At 43.0% G+C, this 23,438-nt stretch carries 17 protein-coding genes and 1 tRNA gene; 12 read left to right on the top strand and 6 right to left on the bottom strand.

Features of this window, described 5'->3' with window-relative positions; genetic code table 11:
• Positions 1-8: 8 nt before the first annotated feature.
• Entirely contained in the window at positions 9-1,766 is a 1,758-nt protein-coding gene (locus RZO55_RS01625; protein WP_318062559.1) for an extracellular solute-binding protein, read from the top strand.
• A gap of 23 nt (positions 1,767-1,789) precedes the next feature.
• Here RZO55_RS01625 and RZO55_RS01620 read toward each other — a convergent pair whose 3' ends face one another.
• Complete coding sequence (locus RZO55_RS01620; protein ID WP_318062558.1) at positions 1,790-3,352, bottom strand: response regulator; 1,563 nt, start codon at positions 3,350-3,352, stop codon at positions 1,790-1,792.
• Complete coding sequence (locus RZO55_RS01615; RefSeq protein WP_318062557.1) at positions 3,349-5,157, bottom strand: sensor histidine kinase; 1,809 nt, start codon at positions 5,155-5,157, stop codon at positions 3,349-3,351. The genes RZO55_RS01620 and RZO55_RS01615 overlap by 4 nt, the downstream gene beginning before the upstream one ends.
• Positions 5,158-5,324: 167 nt before the next feature.
• Between RZO55_RS01615 and RZO55_RS01610 the strand changes: the two genes are divergently transcribed.
• Positions 5,325-6,128, top strand: a complete 804-nt coding sequence (locus tag RZO55_RS01610) for a hypothetical protein (RefSeq protein WP_318062556.1) — start codon at positions 5,325-5,327, stop codon at positions 6,126-6,128.
• Between the two features lie 133 nt (positions 6,129-6,261).
• Here the strand turns inward: RZO55_RS01610 and RZO55_RS01605 are convergent.
• Positions 6,262-6,332, bottom strand: a tRNA-Trp gene (locus RZO55_RS01605).
• Positions 6,333-6,765: 433 nt separating this feature from the next.
• Between RZO55_RS01605 and RZO55_RS01600 the strand changes: the two genes are divergently transcribed.
• The 3 genes from RZO55_RS01600 to RZO55_RS01590 all read left to right on the top strand — a co-directional run bounded on the left by RZO55_RS01600 (position 6,766) and on the right by RZO55_RS01590 (position 9,972).
• On the top strand, positions 6,766-6,990 hold the full coding sequence (locus tag RZO55_RS01600) for an HPr family phosphocarrier protein (protein ID WP_336624240.1): 225 nt from the start codon (positions 6,766-6,768) through the stop codon (positions 6,988-6,990).
• 92 nt (positions 6,991-7,082) lie between these two features.
• Positions 7,083-9,494 carry an ATP-dependent DNA helicase gene (locus RZO55_RS01595; RefSeq protein ID WP_318062554.1) on the top strand — a complete coding sequence of 804 codons (2,412 nt, stop codon included), beginning with the start codon at positions 7,083-7,085 and terminating at the stop codon, positions 9,492-9,494.
• Positions 9,463-9,972: a GNAT family N-acetyltransferase gene (locus RZO55_RS01590; protein ID WP_318062553.1), complete on the top strand. Its 510-nt coding sequence runs from the start codon at positions 9,463-9,465 to the stop codon at positions 9,970-9,972. The genes RZO55_RS01595 and RZO55_RS01590 overlap by 32 nt, the downstream gene beginning before the upstream one ends.
• Here RZO55_RS01590 and RZO55_RS01585 read toward each other — a convergent pair whose 3' ends face one another.
• On the bottom strand, positions 9,973-10,848 hold the full coding sequence (locus RZO55_RS01585; RefSeq protein ID WP_318062648.1) for a LysR family transcriptional regulator: 876 nt from the start codon (positions 10,846-10,848) through the stop codon (positions 9,973-9,975).
• A 126-nt stretch (positions 10,849-10,974) separates the two neighbouring features.
• On the opposite strand from RZO55_RS01585, the gene RZO55_RS01580 reads away from it, so the two are divergent.
• Positions 10,975-11,577, top strand: a complete 603-nt coding sequence (locus RZO55_RS01580) for a sigma-70 domain-containing protein (RefSeq protein WP_318062552.1) — start codon at positions 10,975-10,977, stop codon at positions 11,575-11,577.
• Positions 11,578-11,592: 15 nt separating this feature from the next.
• On the top strand, positions 11,593-12,219 hold the full coding sequence (locus RZO55_RS01575; protein ID WP_318062551.1) for a histidine phosphatase family protein: 627 nt from the start codon (positions 11,593-11,595) through the stop codon (positions 12,217-12,219).
• A 14-nt stretch (positions 12,220-12,233) separates the two neighbouring features.
• Here RZO55_RS01575 and RZO55_RS01570 read toward each other — a convergent pair whose 3' ends face one another.
• Positions 12,234-12,551, bottom strand: coding sequence for a hypothetical protein (locus RZO55_RS01570; RefSeq protein WP_318062550.1), 318 nt, complete (start codon positions 12,549-12,551; stop codon positions 12,234-12,236).
• 280 nt (positions 12,552-12,831) lie between these two features.
• Here RZO55_RS01570 and RZO55_RS01565 point away from each other — a divergent pair, with 280 nt between their 5' ends.
• Complete coding sequence (locus tag RZO55_RS01565; protein WP_439100009.1) at positions 12,832-14,070, top strand: 6-phosphofructokinase; 1,239 nt, start codon at positions 12,832-12,834, stop codon at positions 14,068-14,070.
• 174 nt (positions 14,071-14,244) lie between these two features.
• Positions 14,245-17,994 carry a phosphoribosylformylglycinamidine synthase gene (locus RZO55_RS01560; protein WP_318062549.1) on the top strand — a complete coding sequence of 1,250 codons (3,750 nt, stop codon included), beginning with the start codon at positions 14,245-14,247 and terminating at the stop codon, positions 17,992-17,994.
• 56 nt (positions 17,995-18,050) lie between these two features.
• On the opposite strand, the gene RZO55_RS01555 is transcribed toward RZO55_RS01560, so the two are convergent.
• Positions 18,051-18,854 carry an AraC family transcriptional regulator gene (locus RZO55_RS01555; RefSeq protein ID WP_318062548.1) on the bottom strand — a complete coding sequence of 268 codons (804 nt, stop codon included), beginning with the start codon at positions 18,852-18,854 and terminating at the stop codon, positions 18,051-18,053.
• 280 nt (positions 18,855-19,134) lie between these two features.
• On the opposite strand from RZO55_RS01555, the gene RZO55_RS01550 reads away from it, so the two are divergent.
• From RZO55_RS01550 to RZO55_RS01540, 3 genes are all read left to right on the top strand, one after another.
• Positions 19,135-21,096, top strand: coding sequence for a glycoside hydrolase family 20 zincin-like fold domain-containing protein (locus RZO55_RS01550; RefSeq protein WP_318062547.1), 1,962 nt, complete (start codon positions 19,135-19,137; stop codon positions 21,094-21,096).
• Between the two features lie 32 nt (positions 21,097-21,128).
• Entirely contained in the window at positions 21,129-22,478 is a 1,350-nt protein-coding gene (locus RZO55_RS01545) for an ABC transporter substrate-binding protein (RefSeq protein WP_318062546.1), read from the top strand.
• A gap of 79 nt (positions 22,479-22,557) precedes the next feature.
• Positions 22,558-23,430, top strand: a complete 873-nt coding sequence (locus RZO55_RS01540; RefSeq protein ID WP_336624239.1) for a carbohydrate ABC transporter permease — start codon at positions 22,558-22,560, stop codon at positions 23,428-23,430.
• The last annotated feature ends 8 nt before the right edge of the window (positions 23,431-23,438 follow it).

Raw genomic sequence — 23,438 nt, 5'->3', positions numbered from 1 at the left:
GAGAGGAAATGAAAATGAAACAGATATGTGTGATCTTATGTACGGTAATTTCAGTCGCCGTCATTTTATCCGGGTGCAAAAAAGAGGTTTCTGCAGGAAATATCACAGGCAACAGCAGCTATGATAAGTTCATCACAGTGGATGTATTTGATACTCTTGCCAATTATCAGGGTATCCAGAGCGGATGGTTTGCAAAGATTGTGAAAGATAAATTCAATATGGAGTTAAATATCATAGCACCCAATGTTGCAGGAGGCGGAGATACGCTGTTCCAGACCCGTTCCGCTGCCGGCAATTTAGGAGATTTAATTATTACAAAAACTGAGAACGGTCGTTTTGAAAATATGGTCAAAGCTGGTCTTTTAATGGATATGGCTCCTCTTTTAAAGGATAAAAATGTATATAAAGATTACGAGGACGCCATTTTAAATATGAATAAGGGATTGGAGAAGGAGGGCATTTATGCCATTCCCAGTGAAATTTCAAACCAGTCCCCCAAGGTATCTGCAGAAGGAATCGAACCTTTGGTAGCACCTTATCTTCGCTGGGACGGCTACAAGGCAATTGGTTATCCTGAAATGAAAACACTGGAGGACATGATACCTGTGATGAAACAACTGCAGGAGCAGATCCCAAGGAGTGATTCCGGTAAAAAAACCTATGGTCTGTCTCTGTTTAAGGACTGGGATGATAATATGATGATGATTGCCAAAAATTTTGCTTCTTTATATGGTTATCAGGAAATTGGTTTTGTTATGGAAAAATTCGATGGCAGCGATTTCCAGAATATCATTGATTCCGACAGCTATTATGTGAAAGCTCTCCATTTCCTCTTTGATGCCAATCAGGAAGGGTTGATCGATCCCGAATCTACGACCCAGAACTATGATATTTTATCGGATAAATACCGTGATGGGCAGGTGCTCACGTCCTTATGGTCCTGGCAGGGACAGAGTTACTACAATACACGGGAACGCAAAGAGGAAGGAAAAGGCATTATGCCTGCGTTCATTGAAGATATGGCACCCTATACAGATGGCTGTTATTCCATGGGGAATGGGAGAGCCGTAATTGCCATTGGCAGTCAGGCAAAAGATCCGGAACGTCTTGCGGATTTTATCAACTGGATGTATTCTCCGGAAGGAATGGAACTGGTAGGGCAGGCCAATGGTGGTGCCGGTCCCAAAGGCCTGACCTGGGAGATGAAAGACAATAAGGCAGTCTATACGGATTATGGCTGGAAAGCACTTCCTAACAATGATGTGCCGGTGCCGGAGGAGTGGGGCGGCGGCAGCTGGAAAGACGGGGTGAGTGCCTTAAATTATAAGCCGATAGCAGTGGTGGATACGGATCCCCTGACCAATGAGCCTTATTTAACCACAATGTGGAGCTCTGTGCTGGAGATGAATCGCACACCGGTTGATACTGACTGGCAGAAGTATGCACAGGGCGCGAAAACAACGATTGAATTATTGGAAAAGAAGGGTGCTCTTTCGGTAGCGCCTGGTACTTCTTATATTCAACCTAAGGAAAGCTCTGATATTACATCTCTGCGGGGACAATGCAAGGCAGTAATCGTTGATGATTCCTGGAAAATGGTCTTTGCGGCGGCTGAGGCTGAGTTTGATTCGTATTTGCATCATATGCAGGATACCGTGCGGGGGCTGGGTTATGACCAGGTACTGGAAGTGGATTTGAAAAATGCAAAAGACCGGGCGGCAACGAGAAAAACGGCTATGGATGTATATAACAGCCGCAGCAAATAAGAAACTGAAAAGAGCAGCATAGCCTACGGAGCGGACGTTTTTATGTCTGCTCCGGCGTGTGTTCTCCGGTATTCTACAGGGCTGATTCCCGTATATTTTCTGAACTTTTTATGGAAGTAGTCCACATTTGAGTACCCCACTAATTGTGCGATTTCGTATACTTTATAATTCTCATTCATCAGGAGACGCCTGGAGTTTTCAATCCGCACTTCATCTAAGTAGGCATTGAAATTACTTCCAGTAGTTTTTGTAAAAACTTTTCCAAGATAGGAGCTGTTATAGCCAAACAGCGCTGCAAGGGAGCCCAGCTTTAAATCCTCCTGATAATTGTGGCGGATATACTGAAGGATATTATTTAATACACTGTCCCGGGTTGGAGAGCCCATGGCATTCATACACATTTCAAACTGCAGAGTGAAAAACTCCAGGATTTCGTAGAGATAATATTTCTCTTCAATTGTGTGAATGATGGCCGCATGATTGGGAAACAGCGTTTCAAGATTGCCATAAGCATATATGATACTGGATTTCACCTGGATCATAATATCCTCCAGGTAATGTCTGATGTTTGAAATCTCCAGACCGGAGCAGTAGAGAGTCTGGCGCAGTTTTTCTAAAACATCAAGCATCATATGACGATTTCCTGACTGAATACAGTCCGACAGCTGCTGTGAATATGTATAATCCATGACAAAACCCGTTCTCTCAGGCTGAGCTTCAACCGGCATATCTTTATAACACATTACATGCTGGTTGAAGCTGCAAAAGAAGCGTTGTTTCATAAGCCGTTTCGCCTCGTTGTAAGATATATGAATCTGTTCTATAGAGCTGACCGGACGGCCGTAAGTTAGGAATAAAGCATCCAGAGGGGAGCCTTTCTGGGGCTGATTGATGTAGTGATCTGCAAGCTCTTCGAAACGTCTTAAGGCCAAATCACCCTTTAATATGATGACATTGTGGTTTCCATTGCGGATATAGTCCACAGAATTGTGGTTGCGGTTAGCCAGCCGCAGGATTTCGGCAAAATCCCAGATGGATTGAGGGGATTCCTGATTATAGCTGGTGTAGAGAACAACCTGAAAAACAGCTGCCTCTAACTGCAGATCACGGCAGTCGGACAATGGGTATGAGACCTGATTATTAAGAATGTCATATAAAATAGATTCTCTTGCCCAGTCCCGGTACAGTACAAGCCGTTTTTGTTTTCCCTGTTCTTTTAAGAGAAGCTGTCTGGCATCCAGCACCGCCTTTTCAAGTTCTTCTTCGTCAATGGGTTTTGTGAGATAACAGGTAACGCCGAAGTGCATGGCTTCCTGGGCATAAGAGAAGTCAGAAAAGCCACTGACAATGATAAATATACCGGCAAAACCCTCCTCTTTTGCAAGCCTTACCACTTCCAGTCCGCTTAAATGCGGCATCCGGATGTCTATTAGAACAACGTCTGGCTGCAGTCTGCGGATCTGATCCAGTGTATCCTGACCATTTTTTCCTTCTCCGCAGATGGTAAAGCCCAGTGAGGACCAGTCTAACAGACAGCGGATCCCTTCTCTTACATCTATTTCATCATCAGCGATTAATAGCTTCATGATTTAACTCCCTCCTGTATATTTTGTGCAGGGATGACCACAGTCACCAGGGTTCCCATAGATTTTTTTGATTTAATAATAAGACCGAATCCGGTTCCGTAGCAAAGTTTAATTCTGTGCTGGATATTATAAAGGCCGATGCTCTGGAAAGAGTCGTTGAGGTTCTGACCGATCCGCTGATTTATAAGCTCCAGTTCCATTGCTGTCATACCACAGCCGTTATCAAATATCTGAATGTGCATTGTTTCGTTTATCAGACAGATCCTCATGATTATTTTACCATTCTGTTCTACATCCTCCAGTCCGTGAAGAAGTGCATTTTCTACAATGGGCTGTAAGATGAGGGGCATGATCTGGTAATCCTTAAGATTTAGTCCCGGGCATATTTTAAGGGAATAATTAACGCGGTCATGAAATCTCAATTTCTGAATTCTTAGGTAAGTCTCAATATAATCCAGCTCCCTGGCAAGGGAGGTGACGGCAGTGGTGGTGTTTTCCAGAACATAGCGCATGGATTTGCCTAAGAGTTTTATTGCATCAGCCACCTCTAAATTGCCGGCTTTCACTGAGCGCATGCGTATCGTCTCCAGCGTATTGTATAGAAAATGGGGATTGATCTGGCTGGAAAGCATCTTGAATTCCATCTGCTGCTGCTTATTGATTAAGTCCTGGGTTTTAAGCTGTGCCTGATAGACTGAGGTTTCTTTTTTCAAAATTTCATGGATCATCAATTTTAAATCCGAGAATACATCGGAGATTTCATCTTCCCCGCGAAAGCTGTCGGCAATCTCATAATCTCCCTGGCTGGCTCTGTGCATGCTTTCGCGCAGCATAACAATGCGCAGGCTGAAGTAATGGGAAAAAACGCAGATAAACATGCTGGTGATAAACAGCACCATTGCAAGAATCCCCAGATAAATGCCGGTAATTCTGTTTAAATATGGGTAGCCGTCGTAACTTAAGGAGGCCATGTAAAAGGTGTCGTCGCAGTTGATGGCAGAGAGTGAGGATATGCAGCCTATAACCGTTTTGTTATCCAGATCAATTTTTCCTGCATAAGAGCAGGTGCCTTCGGAGTTATAACTGTATTGCTCAAGTCCGGGGGTTATTACCTGCTTATCACTGGTATAAAGTATGCCGTTGTCATTAAGCCATATGACGGTATGCATGGAGCTGGTTTCAATGCGGTTACGGATATGGTTATTACTGGCTGTGAGCTTTAAGATGGCGTAGCTGTGTATCTGCGGCAGAAAGATACGGATATGCAGGCAGAGATTTTGCATTTCGGTGTTGTATCGCTCACTTTTCTCCAGTTCCACTGTCCAGAATGGGGTAACAGAGGTGCTTGCACGCTTAAACCAGGGTTGCGCCTGGATGCTGTTCGTAATGGGATGGATGTGGGGACTGTCTGCAATGGCAGGATTCCAGGTATAGACGGCAATGTCACGGATAGAGGCATCACCGGAGAGAATTGATTCGATGCCTTTGTATGAGCTCATTGCTGATCTGCTCTCATTTGCGGAAGAGTATCGGGTGCTTAAAAGCGTAATTAAATCCTGATCAGAGACCAGTTCCTGGGATTTGTTATAGATGCTGCATGTTAAATCAAGTATCAGGGATTTTACCCGTAGATTATCGGAATAAGTCTGTTGGGAATAGTGGTCGAATAGCAGTGTTCGGGTATGATAGATCAGATAGCCTTCAACCGCTGTTACAGGAATAAAAATGGCAATAAAAAAGAATAGATACAGCTGTTTCTGTACCTTGACTTTAGTGAAAATATCCATAAACTGTTTTCCGCGCATAATTCCCCCCTTATTGCTGCTTTTTGCTGCAGTAAATGTGTTTAGTCGGAAGTAATTGTAAAATTACTATTTTTAAAATATTTGATTAATTATTCCAAGTATGTTACAATATCTATCTATTTGAGTGGAGGTATTTTAATGTATAAGAAAACAATATTTTTAGTATTATGGTGATTTGCTTTTTTGTTGCAGGTTGCGGAAAAAAGGCTGTAAAAGTTGAAACGCAAACGCAACCCTTAATCATTGAACAGGAGTCGGAGGCTACAAATAATACAGATGAGCCGGAGACTATAGATAATAGAGATGAGTTGGAGACTAAAGATAATACAGATGAGTCGGAGACTGCGAATAATATTGATAAGCCACAAGCTGCTGATCAAAGTTACACGATGTCGATTTATACAGACGCACCCAATAAAAATAGTTCAATAAAAATACAATATCCAAAATTCATTAACAATGATACGCTAAATACATTGATTTATGATAAGGTACAGAGTTTTGCAAAAATTGATACATCAATATTTTCGAGTGATGCCGTCCTGACTGTTGATTATCAGTCTGCAGTTACATTGCAAAACAATAAAATAGTAAGCATTGTATTCTGGGGAACAAGCTATATCAAAGACGGTGCCTATCCGGTTAATAATCTAAACACGCTTAACGTAGATTTACAGTCTATGAAAGAAATTACCTTTAAAGATTTGTATACAACCAATGCTGACTTTGAAAAGGTGTTTTTTGATAAAGCTGCTTTTCCTTCAAATCCACTAACTTCATATGATGAAGCCAGTTTTCCGGAAATGCTCAAACTTCAATCACCGGAATATCAAACAGTGGACCCTTTTACTATAGCTGATAACATTTCCTGTTTTCTTAAGCCTGATGGCGTTGTGCTGAGACTATTACTGCAATATGTTGAACCATTGCCACCTGATACTGCTGCATCAAGGGCTTTAAGGGTAGATTGAATTTGCAAATTCAAAAAATAAAAAGAAGAAATTTTTAAATATGTAAACAATTATCTTATTGCCACATAAAAAAAGTCTGGAAATCATTAAATACCAATGATTTCCAGACTATATGCACAGCCTATAAACTTAGCAGGGGAAGAGGGGCTCGAACCCCCATTTACGGTTTTGGAGACCGTTGCTCTACCATTGAACTATTCCCCTAAATGGTCAAATAATGTGCTCACCCGAGCACTTTGAAAGTATAGCATAGAACATTTTAAATTGCAACAGTTTTTTGAATAAAATAAAAAATTTATTCTGCTGTTCATAAATAAATGATTGTGGTAAAATGTATATATCAATCGTTTGCGGAATAAACAATCATTATGGCGTTTTTGATAAAAATATAACATAAAAACCGTGAAAATGAATTATTAAAAAAGAGCGATGCGAAGATTATTCCTTATTTTAAATTTGTCTTAGTAAAAAGATGCTTAATTCTTGCGGCTTTTTTTAGCTGAAATTACGAATAGTGCACAAAAAAAGGCGACATAATCGTATATGAAACAGAATTTGACAAATGATGTCAAACATGTTATAAGTACTTCATAGCATTTATAAAAAAGGGAGTCTGCTTATGAAACAGTTTAAGATTATGTTACCGACAGTTGCTGAGGCCAAAAAGTTTGTTGCTGTTGCTTCCAGATGTGAATTCGACATAGACGTTTTTTATAATCGGGTGATTATTGACGCAAAGTCTATATTAGGTGTTTTAAGTTTGGATTTATCCAAGATTCTTACTGTCCAGTTAAATGGTGAAGATAAAGAATTTGAAAAATACTTAAAACAATTAGCTCCGAAGAACTACTCAGCAGCATAAATGATAAAGCAACGAAAAGAGGAAATTGTAGCCGTACGGTCTGCAGTTTCCTTTTTTTCAGTTTAAGCGCGATGTGCGGGAGGGGGACCGGAATGGAAAAGGAAGAGAAAAAGATCTTAAGCATATCCGTCAGGAATCTGGTAGAATTTGTGCTTCGTTCCGGTGATCTGGATAACCGCCATAGTTTCACTGCAGAAAAGAATGCTATGCTGGAGGGCGGTCGGATACACAGAAAGATTCAGCGGCGCATGGGGGCAGATTATAAAGCAGAAGTGACATTAAAGCATGTGGTGGAGGAAGATCAGTTTCAGATTCTGGTGGAAGGAAGAGCGGACGGGATTATTGACAGGCCGGACGAGCTGATCATTGATGAAATTAAGGGAATCTATATGGACTTATCCTATCTGGAGGAGCCGTTTTCCGTACATCTGGCCCAGGCTATGTGCTATGGTTATTTTTACTGTTTTGATAAACAAAAGAATGGTGCGGTTATACAGATGACCTACTGTAATATAGAGACGGAAGAAATCCGCCGTTTTCAGACGGAGAAGACGTTTGAGGAACTGGAAATCTGGTTTCAGGGACTGATTCATGAATATGTAAAATGGGCCAGGTACTTATACTCCCATGGAATCAGGAGAGATGAATCCATCCGGGACTTAGAATTCCCGTATCCCTACCGCCAGGGGCAGAGGGAACTGGCTGTGTCTGTATTTCGCAGTATAAAAAGAAAGCGGAATTTATTCATACAGGCACCCACCGGTATCGGTAAGACCTTATCCACCGCTTTTCCGGCTGTAAAAGCAATTGGAGAGGGATTGGGAGATAAGCTTTTTTATCTGACTGCAAAAACCATTACAAGGGGAGTTGCAGAGGAGTCATTTGATATTCTTAGAGAAAAGGGGCTTTACTTCAGCACTGTCACCATTACTGCGAAGGAAAAATTGTGTTTTCTGGAGAAGCCGGAATGCAATCCCGATGCCTGTCCTTATGCCAAAGGTCATTTTGACCGTGTGGGGGATTGTATCTATGATATTATTCACAAGGAATTTGGCATCACCAGGGAGGTGATACTGCGGTACGCCGGGGAGTATCGCGTGTGTCCATTTGAATTGTGTTTAGATATCAGCAACTGGGTGGATGGTGTGATTTGTGATTATAACTATGTCTTTGATCCGGATGTCAGGTTAAAACGGTATTTCTCAGAAGGTATTACCGGGGACTATTTATTTTTGGTGGATGAGGCGCATAATCTGGTTCCGCGAGCCAGGGAAATGTATAGCGCCACAATATGGAAAGAGGACTTTCTTCTTATTAAAAAGGTAATAAAGCCTATGGACGAAAAAATAAGCCGTTTGCTTGACCGGTGCAACAAAGAATTACTGGAAATGAAACGGCAGTGTGAGAGCTTTCGCATTCTGGAAGATGTCCGTTTCTTTGTTACCAGCGTTATGACTTTATTTGGCGAGATGGAGCCTTTTATGGAGAAGAACCCCGAATTCGGAGACAGAGATCTGGTGCTGGATTTCTTCTTTGCTTTACGACAGTTTTTAAATATCTATGACCGTCTGGATGATAATTACCGGATTTATACAGAACTTATGGGGGATGGACGCTTTATGCTGCGTCTGTTTTGTATAAACCCGTCAAAGAATTTACAGGAATGTCTGAATAAAGGAAACAGCACCATATTCTTTTCTGCAACGCTGCTCCCGGTTTCCTATTATAAAGAACTGCTTAGCGGAGACCAGGAAGAGTATGCTGTTTATGCCCATTCCCCGTTTGATCAGAAAAATCGTCTTTTAATGATAGGAACTGATGTGAGCAGCCGCTATACCAGGAGAAACCGGAACGAATACAGGAAAGTTGCGGACTACATCAGTAATATCGTTTCAGCCAGAAAAGGGAATTACCTTGTGTTCCTTCCATCTTATCAATATTTAAGGGAAATGGAAGCGATCCTGCCGGAACGGATTTCCCAGGACGGTACGATTACCTGTGCCGCACAGGCGTCCCATATGAATGAGCAGGACAGGGAGGAGTTCTTAATGGAATTTTCCAGGGAGCGGGAGGATTCCTTTGTAGGTCTTTGCGTTATGGGAGGTGTATTTTCCGAAGGGATTGATTTAAAGGAAGAACGATTGATCGGTGTTATCATTGTGGGGACCGGACTTCCAATGGTCTGCACAGAACAGGAGATTTTAAAGGATTATTTTGAGGAACGGTCAAGTAAGGGCTTTGATTATGCATATCAGTATCCTGGAATGAACAAGGTAATGCAGGCTGCAGGCAGGGTGATCCGCACAGTAAAAGATGAAGGTATCATTGCTCTTCTTGATGAACGTTTTTTACGGCCTGATTACCAGGTGCTGTTTCCCAGGGAATGGGACAGCTTCTATGAAGTGAAATTAAAGAATGTGAAAGAGGTTGCCGGTCATTTCTGGGACAGCCGGCATGAGGAGGAAAAAAGCGATGGAATACACACTGAGATTACGACCATATAAAAGAGAGGATGGGACCTGCTTGTCCCGCTGGCTGACAGACCGGCGTATGCTGGGAATGTGGTGCAGGGAGAATTTTTCGTATCCGCTGACACAAGAACAGCTGGATGGTTATTACCGGGAACTGGAGAATGATCCATGCTGCTTCGGCTTTACAGCCCTGAATGATCATGGAACACCAGTTGGAAGCTTTCGCATGTCAAAAGTGGATTATGAGAAAAGATGCGTGCACCTTGGATTGATTGTCGTAGATCCCAGTCTCAGAGGGCAGGGGCTGGGGGAACAAATGGTTTCTTTGGCGGCCCGTTACGGGAGAGAATTCCTGCAGATGGACCGGATCACATTAAATGTATTTGACTGTAATCCGGCTGCAAAACGATGTTATGAGAAAGCGGGCTTCGTGGCAGAGCAGTTTAAAGAAGCTGATTTTGCTTTTGAAGAGGAGCAATGGGGTAATTACTTAATGGGATACCGCATTTGACTAAAGCATGTCCATAAATTGTCTGGAAGCCTGAGAAACGGGTATATTTTCATTATAAGCAACCACCATCTGGCGTGTCGGCAGCTTTTGTGTAAGCCTGACCTGGAATAAATCTTTGTCATTAGACGGAATGCAGAAATCAGGAACAAAAGCGATCCCAAGTCCGATCCGTGCCAGATCAATTAAAAGATCGTTGCTGCTTAGTTCGATCTCAGGAACCAGGTCCAGCTGTTCCTTCTGAAACATATGATGGAGAAATTCACTTGTGGTGCTTTTTCGGTCCAGCATGAGTATGGGGTAAGTCTGAAGCTTTTGAAGGCCGACTGTCTCCCCCTTTAATGGGAAGTATTCCTGGTTTGCTACAAATACATCTGCAAATTCATTGATTACCCGAACTTTCTGGGAACTTAGAAGACCGGAGTTGGGATAGTTGGTGATAATGAAATCCACCTGGCCGTTCTCAAGTAAATGGGCGCATTCAATGGAGGTCTGGTTTGTAACCTTGATGTGCACATTGGGGTAGGCTTTGTGGAATTTGTTTAAATAGGGAACCAGATAGTAGCGGCAGATGGTATCGCTGGCACCGATACGCAGCTGGCCTCCGTTTAAGGTATTGGCTTCCAGAAGCTGGTTCTCTCCTTTTTGAATCAGGTTGATTGCTGGTTCTATGTGTTTTAGAAGAATCTCACCTTCGGGGGTGAGCTGTACCTTTTTGGTGCTTCGGATAAAGAGTGTCTGGTCTAATTTCTTTTCCAGCACCTTTATGGACTGGCTGACTGCAGACTGGGAAATAAATAGCTGCTTGGAGGCCTCCGAGAAACTAAGTGTAGCGGCAACATGATAAAAAACTTTGTACAGTTCATAATTAATATCCATCATTAGCCCTCCTTATAAATATAAGTATATTTTATCACAATATTGATTGATTTGTAAAGGAATTTGACAAATTTGTTGGACTGCGGTATAGTAACGGGCACAGGAATCAGGCCATTAAATAAAGGAGTGAAGAAAAAGATGCACGATAATTTTTACCAGATGTATTTGGAAGAAATGGGAGAAATCACTCCCTGCACAGGAGAAGAACAGGATAAGCTGGTTGAAGAGATAAAAAGAGGGAATCAGGAAGCGAAAAAAAGGCTTGTGGAAGGGAATTTAAGAATTGCACTTGAGTATGCCAAAGAGTTTGAGGGAAAGGGTGTACTTTTGACTGATCTGGTGCAGGAAGCCAATATGGCGCTTTTCCTGGCAGTGGATGAATATGCTGCAGCAGGAGGAGAGAATGGTTTCGACAGTTATGTGGGTCAGAAAATAAAGAAAGCACTGGAGCTGGCTGTGGAAGAGGAACAGTTTGCAGACCAGACCGGAGAAGAACTGACGGCCAGAGTCAACGTTCTGACCCAGATCTCTCAGACTCTTGCGGCAGAGCTTGGACGTGAGGCCACTGTAGAGGAACTGGCGGAAAAGATGAAGATGAGCGTGGATGAAATACAGGGAATCATGAAAATGGCATTGGATGCAGTGAGTCTCAACGCAGATAATTCGGAACTGGAAGCGCTTGCTGATATGGATGAACTGAAAGAGGAAGATTACGATTACGAAGTCTAAGATACCGGGAGAAGAATGATGAAGATATATCTGATACGCCATGGACAGACCGATTGGAACATTCAGGGAAGGATACAGGGAAGCCATGATATTCCTTTGAATGAAACAGGACTTATGCAGGCACAGATGCTGGCAGAAGGAATGGAGTCCAAACCTGTGAAAAAAATATTTTCCAGTACATTAAAAAGGGCGCTTGCTACAGCAGAGGCTCTAAGAAACAGGCAGCAGGCAGAAATCATTCCTATGCCACAGCTGATCGAAATGGAATTTGGAAAGTGGGAAGGGCTGACCTGGGATGAGATTGAGGAAAAATATCCGATCGAATACAGACACTGGGTGTTAAATCCTTCGGAGGCAGCACCTCCGGGCGGAGAAAGTCAGAACCAAATCATAAAACGCTGTATGGAGGTATTGCATATAATCGTGGAACAAACCGGGGGCAGGGAAGATATCGCAGTGGTTTCCCATGGGGCTACGCTTGCGTGGCTGGTATCTGTCATGCTTGGACCGGATATGCAGGAGGAAAGCATCATTGTTGAGAACGCCAGCATTACTACCGTACATTACAGCCCGCTGACTGAAATTTTTACTGTGTTGGAACGCAATGATACGTCACATATAAAAAAGGGGAAGCTTATTTAAGCTTTCCCTGATCTTTAATCAAATAATGTTTCCACCAGAATTTTCATCATGGAAGGGGTAGTTCGGATAAACAGCCTGTCGCGTCCGCTGCAGCGAATGGTTGTTTTAAGCAAAATCTCTTTTGAGGCGGAATTATCAAATATGCTTACCATATTGGCGCAGGATTCCACAATGGAATTGAGCTGTCCGGCCTTTTGAATAAAAGTATCAATGTGGTTTTCATTAAGCTGCAGGCAGACTTCCAGATTGGGAGACTGCTTATCGGTCTGATACTTCGTGCTTTCAAATAAGTATTTCTGGGTTAAATCTTTTAATTGCTGATCGAGTTCCATTAAATTAACGCTCCTTCATAAAAAAATCCTTTACTACTATATTGTAAAATCTGTTTTTTTTCAAGCAGTATTAAAAAATACGATTAGAATTGTCGAAATTTGTCGTTTTGTAATTCGGACAGATGTTGTTTCGCTGCTGTTTCTATTGTAAGACAATGAAAAATTGTGAATCATTTATCTAGGGTTGATTTTCTGATCTCTCTATATTATGATAACATTAACAGAAAATTGTAAGTACTTACAAAAAGGCGTCAGGGAGGAAGCTGTAAATATGAAGGAAATCAGGGGAAATGTAATTGTCGGCCAGTCGGGTGGACCAACCGCAGTAATTAACTCAAGCCTTGTGGGCGTGTATAAAACGGCAAAGGACAGAGGCGCGAACATCGTATACGGAATGCTTCATGGAATTCAGGGGCTGCTGGAAAAACGGGTGGTGGACTTATCCGGTCACATAAAAAGTGATCTGGACATTGAACTGTTAAAGAGGACACCTTCCTCGTATCTTGGCTCCTGCAGGTATAAACTGCCGGAAATCCAGGAGGATCAGGAGATTTATAAGAAGATATTTAAAATTCTTGATGACATGGAGATTGAATATTTCTTTTATATCGGTGGAAATGATTCCATGGATACCATAAAGAAGCTGTCCGATTATTCTATATTAAATGGCAGCAGGATACGCTTTATGGGAGTTCCTAAAACTATTGACAATGATCTGGCTGCAACTGATCATACTCCTGGATATGGAAGTGCTGCAAAATATATCGGTTCCATCACAAAGGAAGTAATCCGGGATGGTCTTGTATACGACCAGCAGAGTGTGACTATGATTGAGATTATGGGACGGAACGCAGGCTGGCTTACCGGTGCGGCAGCACTTGCAAAGTGTGAGGACTGTGAAGGACCGGATATGATCTTCCTTCCGGAGATTCCATTTAATATAGAAGACTTTATGATAAAGGTGGCGAAGCTTCATGAACGGAAGAAATCAGTGGTGGTTGCTATTTCTGAAGGAATCCGGGTAGAGGACGGCAGGTATGTCTGTGAATTGACAGATAATGTGGATTATGTGGATGCCTTCGGTCACCGCCAGCTTACTGGTGCTGCCAGATTCCTTGCAGGACGTATTGCAAGGGATACTGGTTGTAAGACAAGAGCCATTGAATTTAGTTCTCTCCAAAGATGTGCTTCCCATATGGTTTCCAGGGTGGATATTACAGAGGCCTATCAGGTAGGCGGAGCAGCTGTGAAGGCAGCGTTTGAAGGAGAGACCGGAAAGATGGTGATTCTAAAACGGATATCGGATGACCCCTATATCTGCGTAACAGATATTTATGATGTCCATAAGATTGCAAATATCGAGAAAAAGGTTCCGAGAGAGTGGATCAATGAAGAGGGGGATTATGTAACAGATGCGTTTATCAGCTATATCCGCCCTCTGATTCAGGCGGAACTTACCCCCATCATGGCAGATGGTCTTCCAAGACATCTGTATTGCCAGGATCATAGGAATGAATAAGGAAACGGTGCCGGAACGGATTTAAGTTCGGCACCGTTTTATTAATAAAAGTGATTAATGACATAAGATATATTAATTTCTCTAATTGGTATGTTTTATGGTATGATATTTGTACGATAATAACAGGGAAGTCTGACCTGATGGATCATAAGGATTCTTTACAAGGAGGAAATTATGAGTGTAAGAAGAGTGTACGTTGAGAAAAAAGCAGCCTATGCCGTAAAAGCAGGAGAACTGAAAGAGGAGATCTCCAATTATCTGGGTATCTGCACAGTGACTGATGTGCGGGTACTGATCCGGTATGATGTGGAAAATTTATCAGAGGAGACCTACCAGCTGGCACTTACTACCGTTTTTTCTGAACCTCCCGTTGATCTGGTTTATGAGGAAGAAGTTCCGGTAAAAGAGGGAGACACCATCTTTACCGTGGAATATCTTCCGGGACAGTTTGATCAGAGAGCAGATTCTGCCCAGCAGTGTGTGAAGATTCTCAAGGAAGATGAAGAACCGGTGATTAAGTCTGCAGTTACTTATGTCATATCAGGTGCGCTTACTGATGCTCAGGAAGAGGAGGTGAAGTCCTTTTGTATTAATCCGGTGGATTCCAGGCAGGCAGAGGAGACAAAACCCCAGACGCTTGTAACCGTATTTGATATACCGGAGGATGTGATTGTTTTTGACGGGTTTCAGAAGCTAAAAGAGGAACAGCTAAAGGATTTATATGACTCCTTGAATCTTGCCATGACATTTCAGGATTTCCTCCACATTCAGAATTATTACAGGGCAGTGGAACACAGAGATCCAACCATGACAGAGATTCGTGTGCTGGATACTTACTGGTCGGATCATTGCCGTCATACCACTTTTCAGACAGAGTTAAAGGAAGTGGCATTTACAGACGGGGATTATAAAAAGCCCATGGAAGAGACATACCGCCGATATCTTACTGACCGTGAAGAAGTATTAAAAGGAAAAAGCGGTAAGTTTGTCTGTCTTATGGATCTGGCTCTTATGGCCATGAAGAAGCTGCGCCTGGAAGGAAAGCTTGAGGATCTGGAAGTATCGGATGAGATCAATGCCTGCAGCATAGTGGTTCCGGTTACCATTGACGGAAAAGAAGAGGAGTGGCTTGTAAATTTCAAAAATGAAACCCACAACCACCCGACTGAAATAGAACCTTTCGGAGGTGCAGCAACCTGTCTTGGCGGTGCAATCAGAGACCCCCTTTCCGGTCGTACCTACGTTTATCAGGCCATGCGTGTGACCGGTGCTGCTGATCCCACCAGACCTTTAAAGGAGACATTAAAGGGAAAGCTGCCTCAGAGAAAGATCGTGACTGGAGCGGCCAGGGGATATAGCTCTTACGGAAATCAGATCGGTCTTGCAACCGGTTATGTAAAGGAGATATACCACCCCAGCTACGTAGCCAAGAGAATGGAAATCGGAGCAGTTATGGGCGCAGCACCCAGGAAAAATGTGATCCGGGAAACTTCCGATCCTGGAGATATTATTATTTTGCTGGGGGGGAGAACCGGACGTGACGGCTGCGGAGGCGCTACCGGATCTTCCAAGGTCCACACAGAAGATTCCATAGAAACCTGCGGCGCAGAGGTTCAGAAAGGAAACGCTCCTACTGAACGAAAAATACAGAGATTATTCCGCAGGGCAGAAGTCAGCCGTATCATTAAAAAGTGCAATGACTTCGGCGCAGGCGGCGTTTCCGTAGCAATCGGAGAGCTGGCGTCAGGACTTAAAATTGACCTGGACAAGGTTCCGAAAAAATATGCGGGACTTGACGGTACAGAAATCGCGATTTCCGAGTCCCAGGAGCGTATGGCAGTGGTCATTGACCCGAAGGAGGTGGACCAGTTCCTTTCCTATGCAGCAGAGGAAAACTTAGAGGCGGTTGCAGTGGCAGTAGTAACGAAAGAACCAAGACTTGTTATGAGCTGGAGAGGAAAGACCATTGTTGATATCAGCCGTGAATTCCTGGATACCAACGGAGCTCATCAGGAGGCCTCCGTTATTGTGGAGGTTCCGTCAAAGGAGGGCAGTGCCTTTAAGAAGAAGGAAGTCACAGATGTAAAGAACACCTGGCTGAATATGCTATCCGGTTTAAATGTATGTTCCCAGAAGGGGCTGGTGGAGATGTTTGACGGTTCCATCGGTGCAGGTAGTGTCTTTATGCCCTATGGAGGAAGATATCAGCTGACAGAAACCCAGTCCATGGTCGCTAAACTTCCTTTAGAGCAAGGTACGACGGATACGGTTACCATGATGAGCTACGGCTTTGATCCTTATTTATCCAGTTGGAGCCCATACCATGGCGCTATCTATGCAGTTCTGTCATCGGTGGCAAAGATCGTCGCAGCAGGCGGTGATTACAGAAAGATCCGTTTCACGTTCCAGGAATATTTCCGCCGCATGTCGGAGGACCCAGCACGCTGGAGCCAGCCTTTTGCAGCACTTTTAGGAGCTTACCATGCCCAGATGGGCTTTGGTCTGCCTTCCATTGGAGGAAAGGACAGTATGTCAGGAACATTCCAGGATGTGGATGTTCCGCCTACCCTTGTTTCCTTCGCAGTGGATACTGCCAGCTATAGGCATATCATCACTCCGGAGTTTAAACAGCCGGGAAGCCGGATTGTTCTGGTTACAATTAAGAAGGATGAATATGATCTTCCGGTTTATGAACAGGTAATGGACATCTATGGAAAATTATTTGAGGATATCAAGGCGCATCGTGTGATTTCCGCGTATGCAGTAGAAGCAAATGGTATCTGCGAAGCAGTGAGCAAGATGGCATTTGGAAATAAGCTGGGAGTTAAGCTTGATGAGACAGTGAAGCCGGAACAGCTCTTTGAGGCAGGTTGGGGAAATCTTGTATGTGAGATTCCTGATGGCAAGGAAGCAGAGCTTTTAATTCCGCATACCGTAATCGGTGCAGTGACAGACAATGGATTGTTTGAATATGCGAATGTGAAAATCTCCGTAGAAGAGGCAATTCACGCATGGACAAAGACTCTGGAGGATGTATTTCCCACCAATGCAGGTGCAAGAGGGGAAGCGGCAGCTGAGAAGATATATGTGACATCAAAGCTCTATGTATGCAAGAACAAGGTTGCAAAACCAACTGTATTCATTCCGGTATTTCCTGGAACCAACTGTGAATACGACAGCACCAGAGCCTTTGAAAAGGCTGGCGCAAACGTGGTTACCCGTGTATTTAAGAATTTAACTGCGGGGGATATCCGGGAATCCATTGAGTGCTATAAGACAGAGATAAGCAAATCCCAGATTGTCATGTTTCCGGGAGGATTCTCAGCTGGTGATGAGCCGGATGGCTCTGCCAAGTTCTTTGCAGCAGTATTCAGAAATGCTGTCATAAAGGAAGAGATAACAAAGCTTATGGAGGAAAGAGACGGTCTGATGTTAGGCATCTGCAATGGTTTCCAGGCACTGATTAAGCTGGGGCTGGTACCGGAAGGTGCAGTAACAAAACAGAGGGAGGATTCCCCCACTCTTGCCATGAATACCATTGGACGCCATATATCCAAAATGGTATATACGAAAGTGGTTTCCAATAAATCACCATGGCTTACCGGAACAGAACTGGGCGGCATTTACTGCAATCCTGCTTCTCATGGTGAGGGACGGTTTGTTGCTAATGAGGAATGGCTGAAAAAACTGATGCAAAACGGACAGGTGGCAACACAGTATGTAGATGCTGCCGGCTGCCCCACCATGGTTGAGGAATGGAATCCAAACGGTTCTTATATGGCAATTGAAGGTATTACAAGTCCTGACGGAAGAATCCTCGGCAAGATGGCACATTCCGAGCGGCGGGGAGACGGCGTTGCCATGAATATTTATGGGGAACAGGATATGAAGGTATTTGAGTCAGGTGTGAATTATTTTAAATAAAAGAAGAAAAGATCAGCCGGGCTGCGGATTTAACTGTCGCAGTTCCGGCTGATTTTTTATAACTTTTTCACTTCATGAAAGCATGCAGAAGGCGGAATGCCTTTCTTCGCCTTAAACAGCTTACTGAAATAAAATATATCAGAAAAACCGCATTGCAGCGCCACTTCTCCCACGCTGTATTCCCCGCTTTTTAAGAGGTTTTCCGCGTAATTTAACCGGATTGAAATAAGGTACTGTTTAAATGTCATACCAGTGGATTTCTGAAAGAGATTGCCATAATAAGCTGGATGGAGATGGAATCTTCTGGCCATTTTTTCCGTTGTTAAATTCTCCCAGTAATGGGCACTCATATAGCGGATGCTGTTTTTAATGCGGGGGTCGTCCTGCGCGTTATTCGTTTTGTTTAAGAGCTGGTCTAAAATCAGATGCAGGATTAAACACAGAAACCCCCTTACTTTCAGCATATAACCAAAATTATGCTGCAGCCATTCACTGTGCATATCATTATAAAGTGCAATGAGCTGAGGGTTAGTGCCGATATGGCTAATAACAGGCAGTGGCAGCGATACATTCTGACCGGTTTTGTTGCGGAGTAGAAAATTGGTAGCGTAGCACTCAATCAGATCATCTGGAATAGTGACTGCTTCCCGGTAGCTATTCTGAGGAATGCAGATTAAATCTCCTTTATTTACAATATAGGTCTGGTCATTAATGGTATATTCAGCTTTACCATGCATGACATAGGTGATATCAATAAAGGCTGTAATACAGGGTTCAATCTTCCATCCGGGAGTAGGTTTCCTGTGAATGTAGTAGTGAAGTTCAGGGATAAGATTGTTAAAATCCAGTTCTTCGGTCATTTGGATCGCTCCTTTTTGGTGTTATTAAATTAATACAAGAAGAAATTCGCGGGAAATTGGGATTTAAAGTGCATATTTCTATTATATGGCAAGAAAATGAACAATTCAAGATCATAAGCAGAAAAAATAATCTTTAATAATTACAAAAATCTTAAATCAATCCATTCTATTACTTTGTGCAATTTGCTATGATACTTCTGTCAGACGAAGCTTTGTTTGTATTGTTTTACAGAGTAAGATCAAATTATAATTGTCGGACTGAGTACGGGAAGGAATAGGAATGTTTGAAAAAAGAGATTTATGCTGGTTGCTCAAGCCGGTAAATAGTAATGAAATAGTGACCTGGTTTATGGAAGATAAGAAAGATTCTACGGTGGCCCGGACCATTGAATATGAGATGCCCCTTTTATTTCATGGAATCTCACGATCGCAAAAGGAGAATGCCTCTGTTGTATTAATTCTTACAGAAGAAGGCAGCCTTGGAGAAGAAGGTTATTCCATAGACAAAAAAGAATCGGGATATGAGATCAAAGGCAGCACGCAAAAAGGTCTCCTCTACGGAATATTCGGTCTGCATCGTCTGTTAATGTGCAAGAAGGGAAACTTCCCTTATATTAGTATACCGGATCAGAATTATCGAATGATCAACCATTGGGATAACTTTGACGGAACAATTGAACGGGGATACGCCGGAAGTTCCATATTTTTCGATCATAATGAGTTTCGGGGCGATATGGATCTGATCCGACAATATGCAAGACTGCTTGCGTCTGTGGGCATTAATGCGGTTTCCATTAATAACGTCAATGTCCACAAGTATGAACGGTTTTTCATAACTGCAGATTCCCTGAAGGAAATTAAAAAAATAGGGGATATTTTCACTGCATATGGCATTAAGATTTTCCTTGCCATTGATTTTGCAGCGCCAATTTCAGTCGGGAAGCTTTCCACTGCAGATCCCTTGTGTCCGGAAGTGGATTCCTGGTGGAAACAGAATGTGGAAGAGATATACAAAATTATTCCGGATTTCGGAGGTTTTGTTGTAAAAGCCGATTCTGAGCATGAGCCCGGGCCATTTACATATGGAAGAAGTCATGGAGATGGGGCGAATATGCTGGCCAAAGCGGTCCTGCCATATGGAGGAATCATTGTCTGGAGATGCTTTGTCTATGACTGTACCCAGGACTGGAGAGACCGGAGTCTTGACCGTGCCAGGGCTGCCTATGATCTGTTTAAGGATTTAGATGGCGGATTTGACGAAAATGTAATATTACAGATCAAAAACGGACCAGTTGATTTTCAGATCCGGGAACCTGTTTCTCCGCTGCTTGGATCTTTAAAGAAAACAAATCAGATTCTTGAGTTTCAGATCACCCAGGAATACACCGGACATCAGATAGATATCTGTTACCTGGTTCCCATGTGGAAGGAAACTATGGATTTTGACACCGGACATGGAGTGTCTGGTCAGGTAAAAAAGGCAATCAGGGATTATTCCCCAATTCATAAGCTTTCGGGACTCAGTGCCGTGGGTAATGTGGGAATGGATCGGAACTGGACAGGAAACAAGATGGCACAGGCCAACTGGTATGGATATGGACGTCTGGCCTGGGATAATAATTTGACGTCTGGGGAAATTGCAGAAGAATGGCTGGATTTAAGCTTTGAACTGACGAAAAATGCAAAGAAAAAAGCATTGTCGATTCTCCTGTCCTCCAGAGATACCTATGAGGATTACACCTGCCCCCTTGCTGTGGGATTTATGTGCAAGCCTGGACTGCATTACGGGTGTGATATTGATGGATATGAATACGACTGCTGGGGTACGTATCACTATGCGGACAGAGACGGGCTTGGAAGAGACCGGACCGCTGCTACCGGAACGGGTTATACAAAGCAGTATTCACCCGCCAGATTTGAAGAGTACGAAGACATTGCTTCCTGTCCGGATGAGCTTTTACTGTTCTTCCACCACGTACCATATACCCATAAGCTGCATTCCGGCAAATCGGTGATTCAGCATATTTATGACACTCATTTCAGTGGAGTGGAAAAGGTGAAAGAATACCAGACTTTGTGGGAGAGCATTAAGGAAGATCTGGATGAGGACAGCTACCAGAATGTAAAGGAGCGCCTTAATCTGCAGCTGAAGCACGCCATCGAATGGCGGGATCAGGTGAATACGTATTTTTATCGTAAATCAGGTATTCCGGATGAAGCAGGAAGAACGATCTACGATTAAATAATTTAAACAAGTGAAGGAGGAGTTTAGAAATGGGTTTAAGGAAAAAAACAGGTATGGTGTGTGCAGCAGCGCTTGCAGTCAGTTTGCTTGCGGCAGGATGCAGCAGCAAGACCGCAGATCCGGTCAAAGGGGATACGGCAGGGAAAGATGCCGGTGGTGTTGCAGAATTAACTTTTTCCTGGTGGGGAAATGATGACCGCCACCAGGCAACACAGAAAGCAATTGATGCTTTTAACTCAGCTCATGAAGGGAAGATTAAAGTAACAGGAGAGCCTTCCGGCTTTGGTAATCTGGAAGAGACGTTTGCTACCCGTTACGCAGGAGGCACAGCAGCTGATGTCATGACAGTTAACTATCCATGGCTTCTTCAGTACAGCCCGGATGGCAATGGCTTTTATGATTTGGATCAGGTAAAGGATATCTTTGATTTCAGCCAGTATGATCCTGAGTTCTTAAAATTCGGCGAGAGAAAAGGAAAGATGCAGGTAATCCCATACGGACAGAATACGCTGGGAGTTTATCTGAATAAGTCGGCATTTGAAAGAGCTGGAATTAAGGAACTTCCTAAAACCTTTGACGAGTATAAGAAAGCAGCAGAGGCCTTTACAAAAGCAGATCCCAACTCTTATTTAATCGTCAGCCCAACCTTCCGCTTTGCAGCGATTTACTATCTGCAGCAAAAAACCGGTAAGGGAGAGTTTGCCGATGATTTAAGTATGAACTATACACAGGAAGATTATAAAGAAGCGCTGGTATGGTATAAGGATCTGGCAGATGCCCATGTATTCTGCTCCAGAAAGGATTATATTGAGAATGTAGGCAATGAGCCTGTAAGTATTGCTCAGAATGCTAAATTTATTAACGGTGGTTATGCAGGTGTCCTGGAATGGACCGGTGGAATTGCTTCCAATGCAAAAACCTTATCCGATAAAGGCGATGAACTTGCAATTGCTCCCCTTCCCGTAATTGATGGCGCAAAATTCCAGGGAACTATGGCAAAGCCTTCTCTGACCTTCGCGATTTCTAAAGATTCCAAAAATCCAAAGGCAGCAGCAGAATTTTTACAGTACATCTTAAATGATCCAGAGGGAACCAAATTAATGGGATCCACCAGAGGAATGGTTGCATCAAAGGCAGCAAAAGCATCTTTAGAAGCAGACGGACAGATTACCGGAGTTGTAAAAGACGCTTATGGCTTTACTGAGAATGCGAAAGTAATAAATAATTCTCCGATTTTTGAAAATGCCATATTCACAAATGCATATGAAAAAAATTACGAGAAATTTGAATTCGGACAGAGTACAGCAGATGAAGCAGCAAAAGCAATTTTTGATGCCATCAGTGAAGAGAATACCAAGCTGGTACAGCAATACAAATAAAAGCAGAAAAAACTGCTGGTTAATTGTCACGCAGAGGAATATGATTCTTCTGCGTGACTGAATCGAAGGAGGGAGCTTTTTGAAACACAGTAAAATCGGATTGTTATATATTCTTCCATGGCTGGCAGGTATGATAGTTTTAACATTATATCCTTTTGTGAATGCCCTTGTTATCAGCTTTACTGATTATAATCTTGTAAGGGAGCCCAATTTTGTAGGATTTGAAAATTACGTAACCCTGTTTAAGGATGCTGATTTTTTATCAACCCTGACAGCTACCGTTAAGTATACAATTTTCACCGTACCATTTCAGTTAGCCTTTGCCTTATTTATTGCCTATATATTAAATTTCAAGCTGAAAGGTATTAATTTTTACCGTACCGCCTATTATATTCCGTCCCTGCTGGGAGGAAACGTGGCAGTAGCCGTACTTTGGCGTTTTTTATTTCAGCAGGAGGGTTTTATCAACCGCTTTATCGGGCTGTTCGGAGCTGCTCCGATCCCCTGGTTTTCATCCGTTAACGGAGCAATGGCTGTTATCGTATTTTTAAAGGTCTGGCAGTTCGGGTCCTCCATGCTGATCTTTTTGGCTGCCTTAAAGGATGTTCCCCAGGAACTGTATGAGGCGGCAAGTGTGGACGGTTCCACCAGGTTCTATTCCTTTTTCCGGATAACCATTCCGCTGATCACACCTACCATTTTCTTTAACCTGGTTATGCAGATGGTAAATGCCTTTCAGGAATTCAACGGTCCCTATCTGGTCACTGGAAGAGGTCCGTTAAATGCAACTTATCTGACTTCTATGTATATCTATGACAATGCTTTTAAGTATTTTAATATGGGATATGCCAGTGCGGCCAGCTGGGTTTTATTTATCATTATTATGGTCGTAACAGCGGTTCTCTTTGCCACACAGAACCGGTGGGTATTTTATTCCGATGAAGGCAACTAAGGAGGGGA

This window comes from Clostridium boliviensis (genome assembly GCF_033342255.1).
GTDB classification, from domain to species: domain Bacteria; phylum Bacillota; class Clostridia; order Lachnospirales; family Lachnospiraceae; genus Lacrimispora; species Lacrimispora boliviensis.
This window is presented reverse-complemented; position numbering and strand designations above follow the sequence as displayed.

Excerpts from the sequence above, each read along its gene's own strand:
- RZO55_RS01625 (WP_318062559.1), top strand. The coding sequence starts at position 9 with ATGAAAATGAAACAGATATGTGTGATCTTATGTACGGTAATTTCAGTC.
- RZO55_RS01620 (WP_318062558.1), bottom strand. The coding sequence starts at position 3,352 with ATGAAGCTATTAATCGCTGATGATGAAATAGATGTAAGAGAAGGGATC.
- RZO55_RS01615 (WP_318062557.1), bottom strand. The coding sequence starts at position 5,157 with ATGCGCGGAAAACAGTTTATGGATATTTTCACTAAAGTCAAGGTACAG.
- RZO55_RS01610 (WP_318062556.1), top strand. The coding sequence starts at position 5,325 with ATGGTGATTTGCTTTTTTGTTGCAGGTTGCGGAAAAAAGGCTGTAAAA.
- RZO55_RS01600 (WP_336624240.1), top strand. The coding sequence starts at position 6,766 with ATGTTACCGACAGTTGCTGAGGCCAAAAAGTTTGTTGCTGTTGCTTCC.
- RZO55_RS01595 (WP_318062554.1), top strand. The coding sequence starts at position 7,083 with ATGGAAAAGGAAGAGAAAAAGATCTTAAGCATATCCGTCAGGAATCTG.
- RZO55_RS01590 (WP_318062553.1), top strand. The coding sequence starts at position 9,463 with ATGGAATACACACTGAGATTACGACCATATAAAAGAGAGGATGGGACC.
- RZO55_RS01585 (WP_318062648.1), bottom strand. The coding sequence starts at position 10,848 with ATGGATATTAATTATGAACTGTACAAAGTTTTTTATCATGTTGCCGCT.
- RZO55_RS01575 (WP_318062551.1), top strand. The coding sequence starts at position 11,593 with ATGATGAAGATATATCTGATACGCCATGGACAGACCGATTGGAACATT.
- RZO55_RS01570 (WP_318062550.1), bottom strand. The coding sequence starts at position 12,551 with ATGGAACTCGATCAGCAATTAAAAGATTTAACCCAGAAATACTTATTT.
- RZO55_RS01560 (WP_318062549.1), top strand. The coding sequence starts at position 14,245 with ATGAGTGTAAGAAGAGTGTACGTTGAGAAAAAAGCAGCCTATGCCGTA.
- RZO55_RS01555 (WP_318062548.1), bottom strand. The coding sequence starts at position 18,854 with ATGACCGAAGAACTGGATTTTAACAATCTTATCCCTGAACTTCACTAC.
- RZO55_RS01550 (WP_318062547.1), top strand. The coding sequence starts at position 19,135 with ATGTTTGAAAAAAGAGATTTATGCTGGTTGCTCAAGCCGGTAAATAGT.
- RZO55_RS01545 (WP_318062546.1), top strand. The coding sequence starts at position 21,129 with ATGGGTTTAAGGAAAAAAACAGGTATGGTGTGTGCAGCAGCGCTTGCA.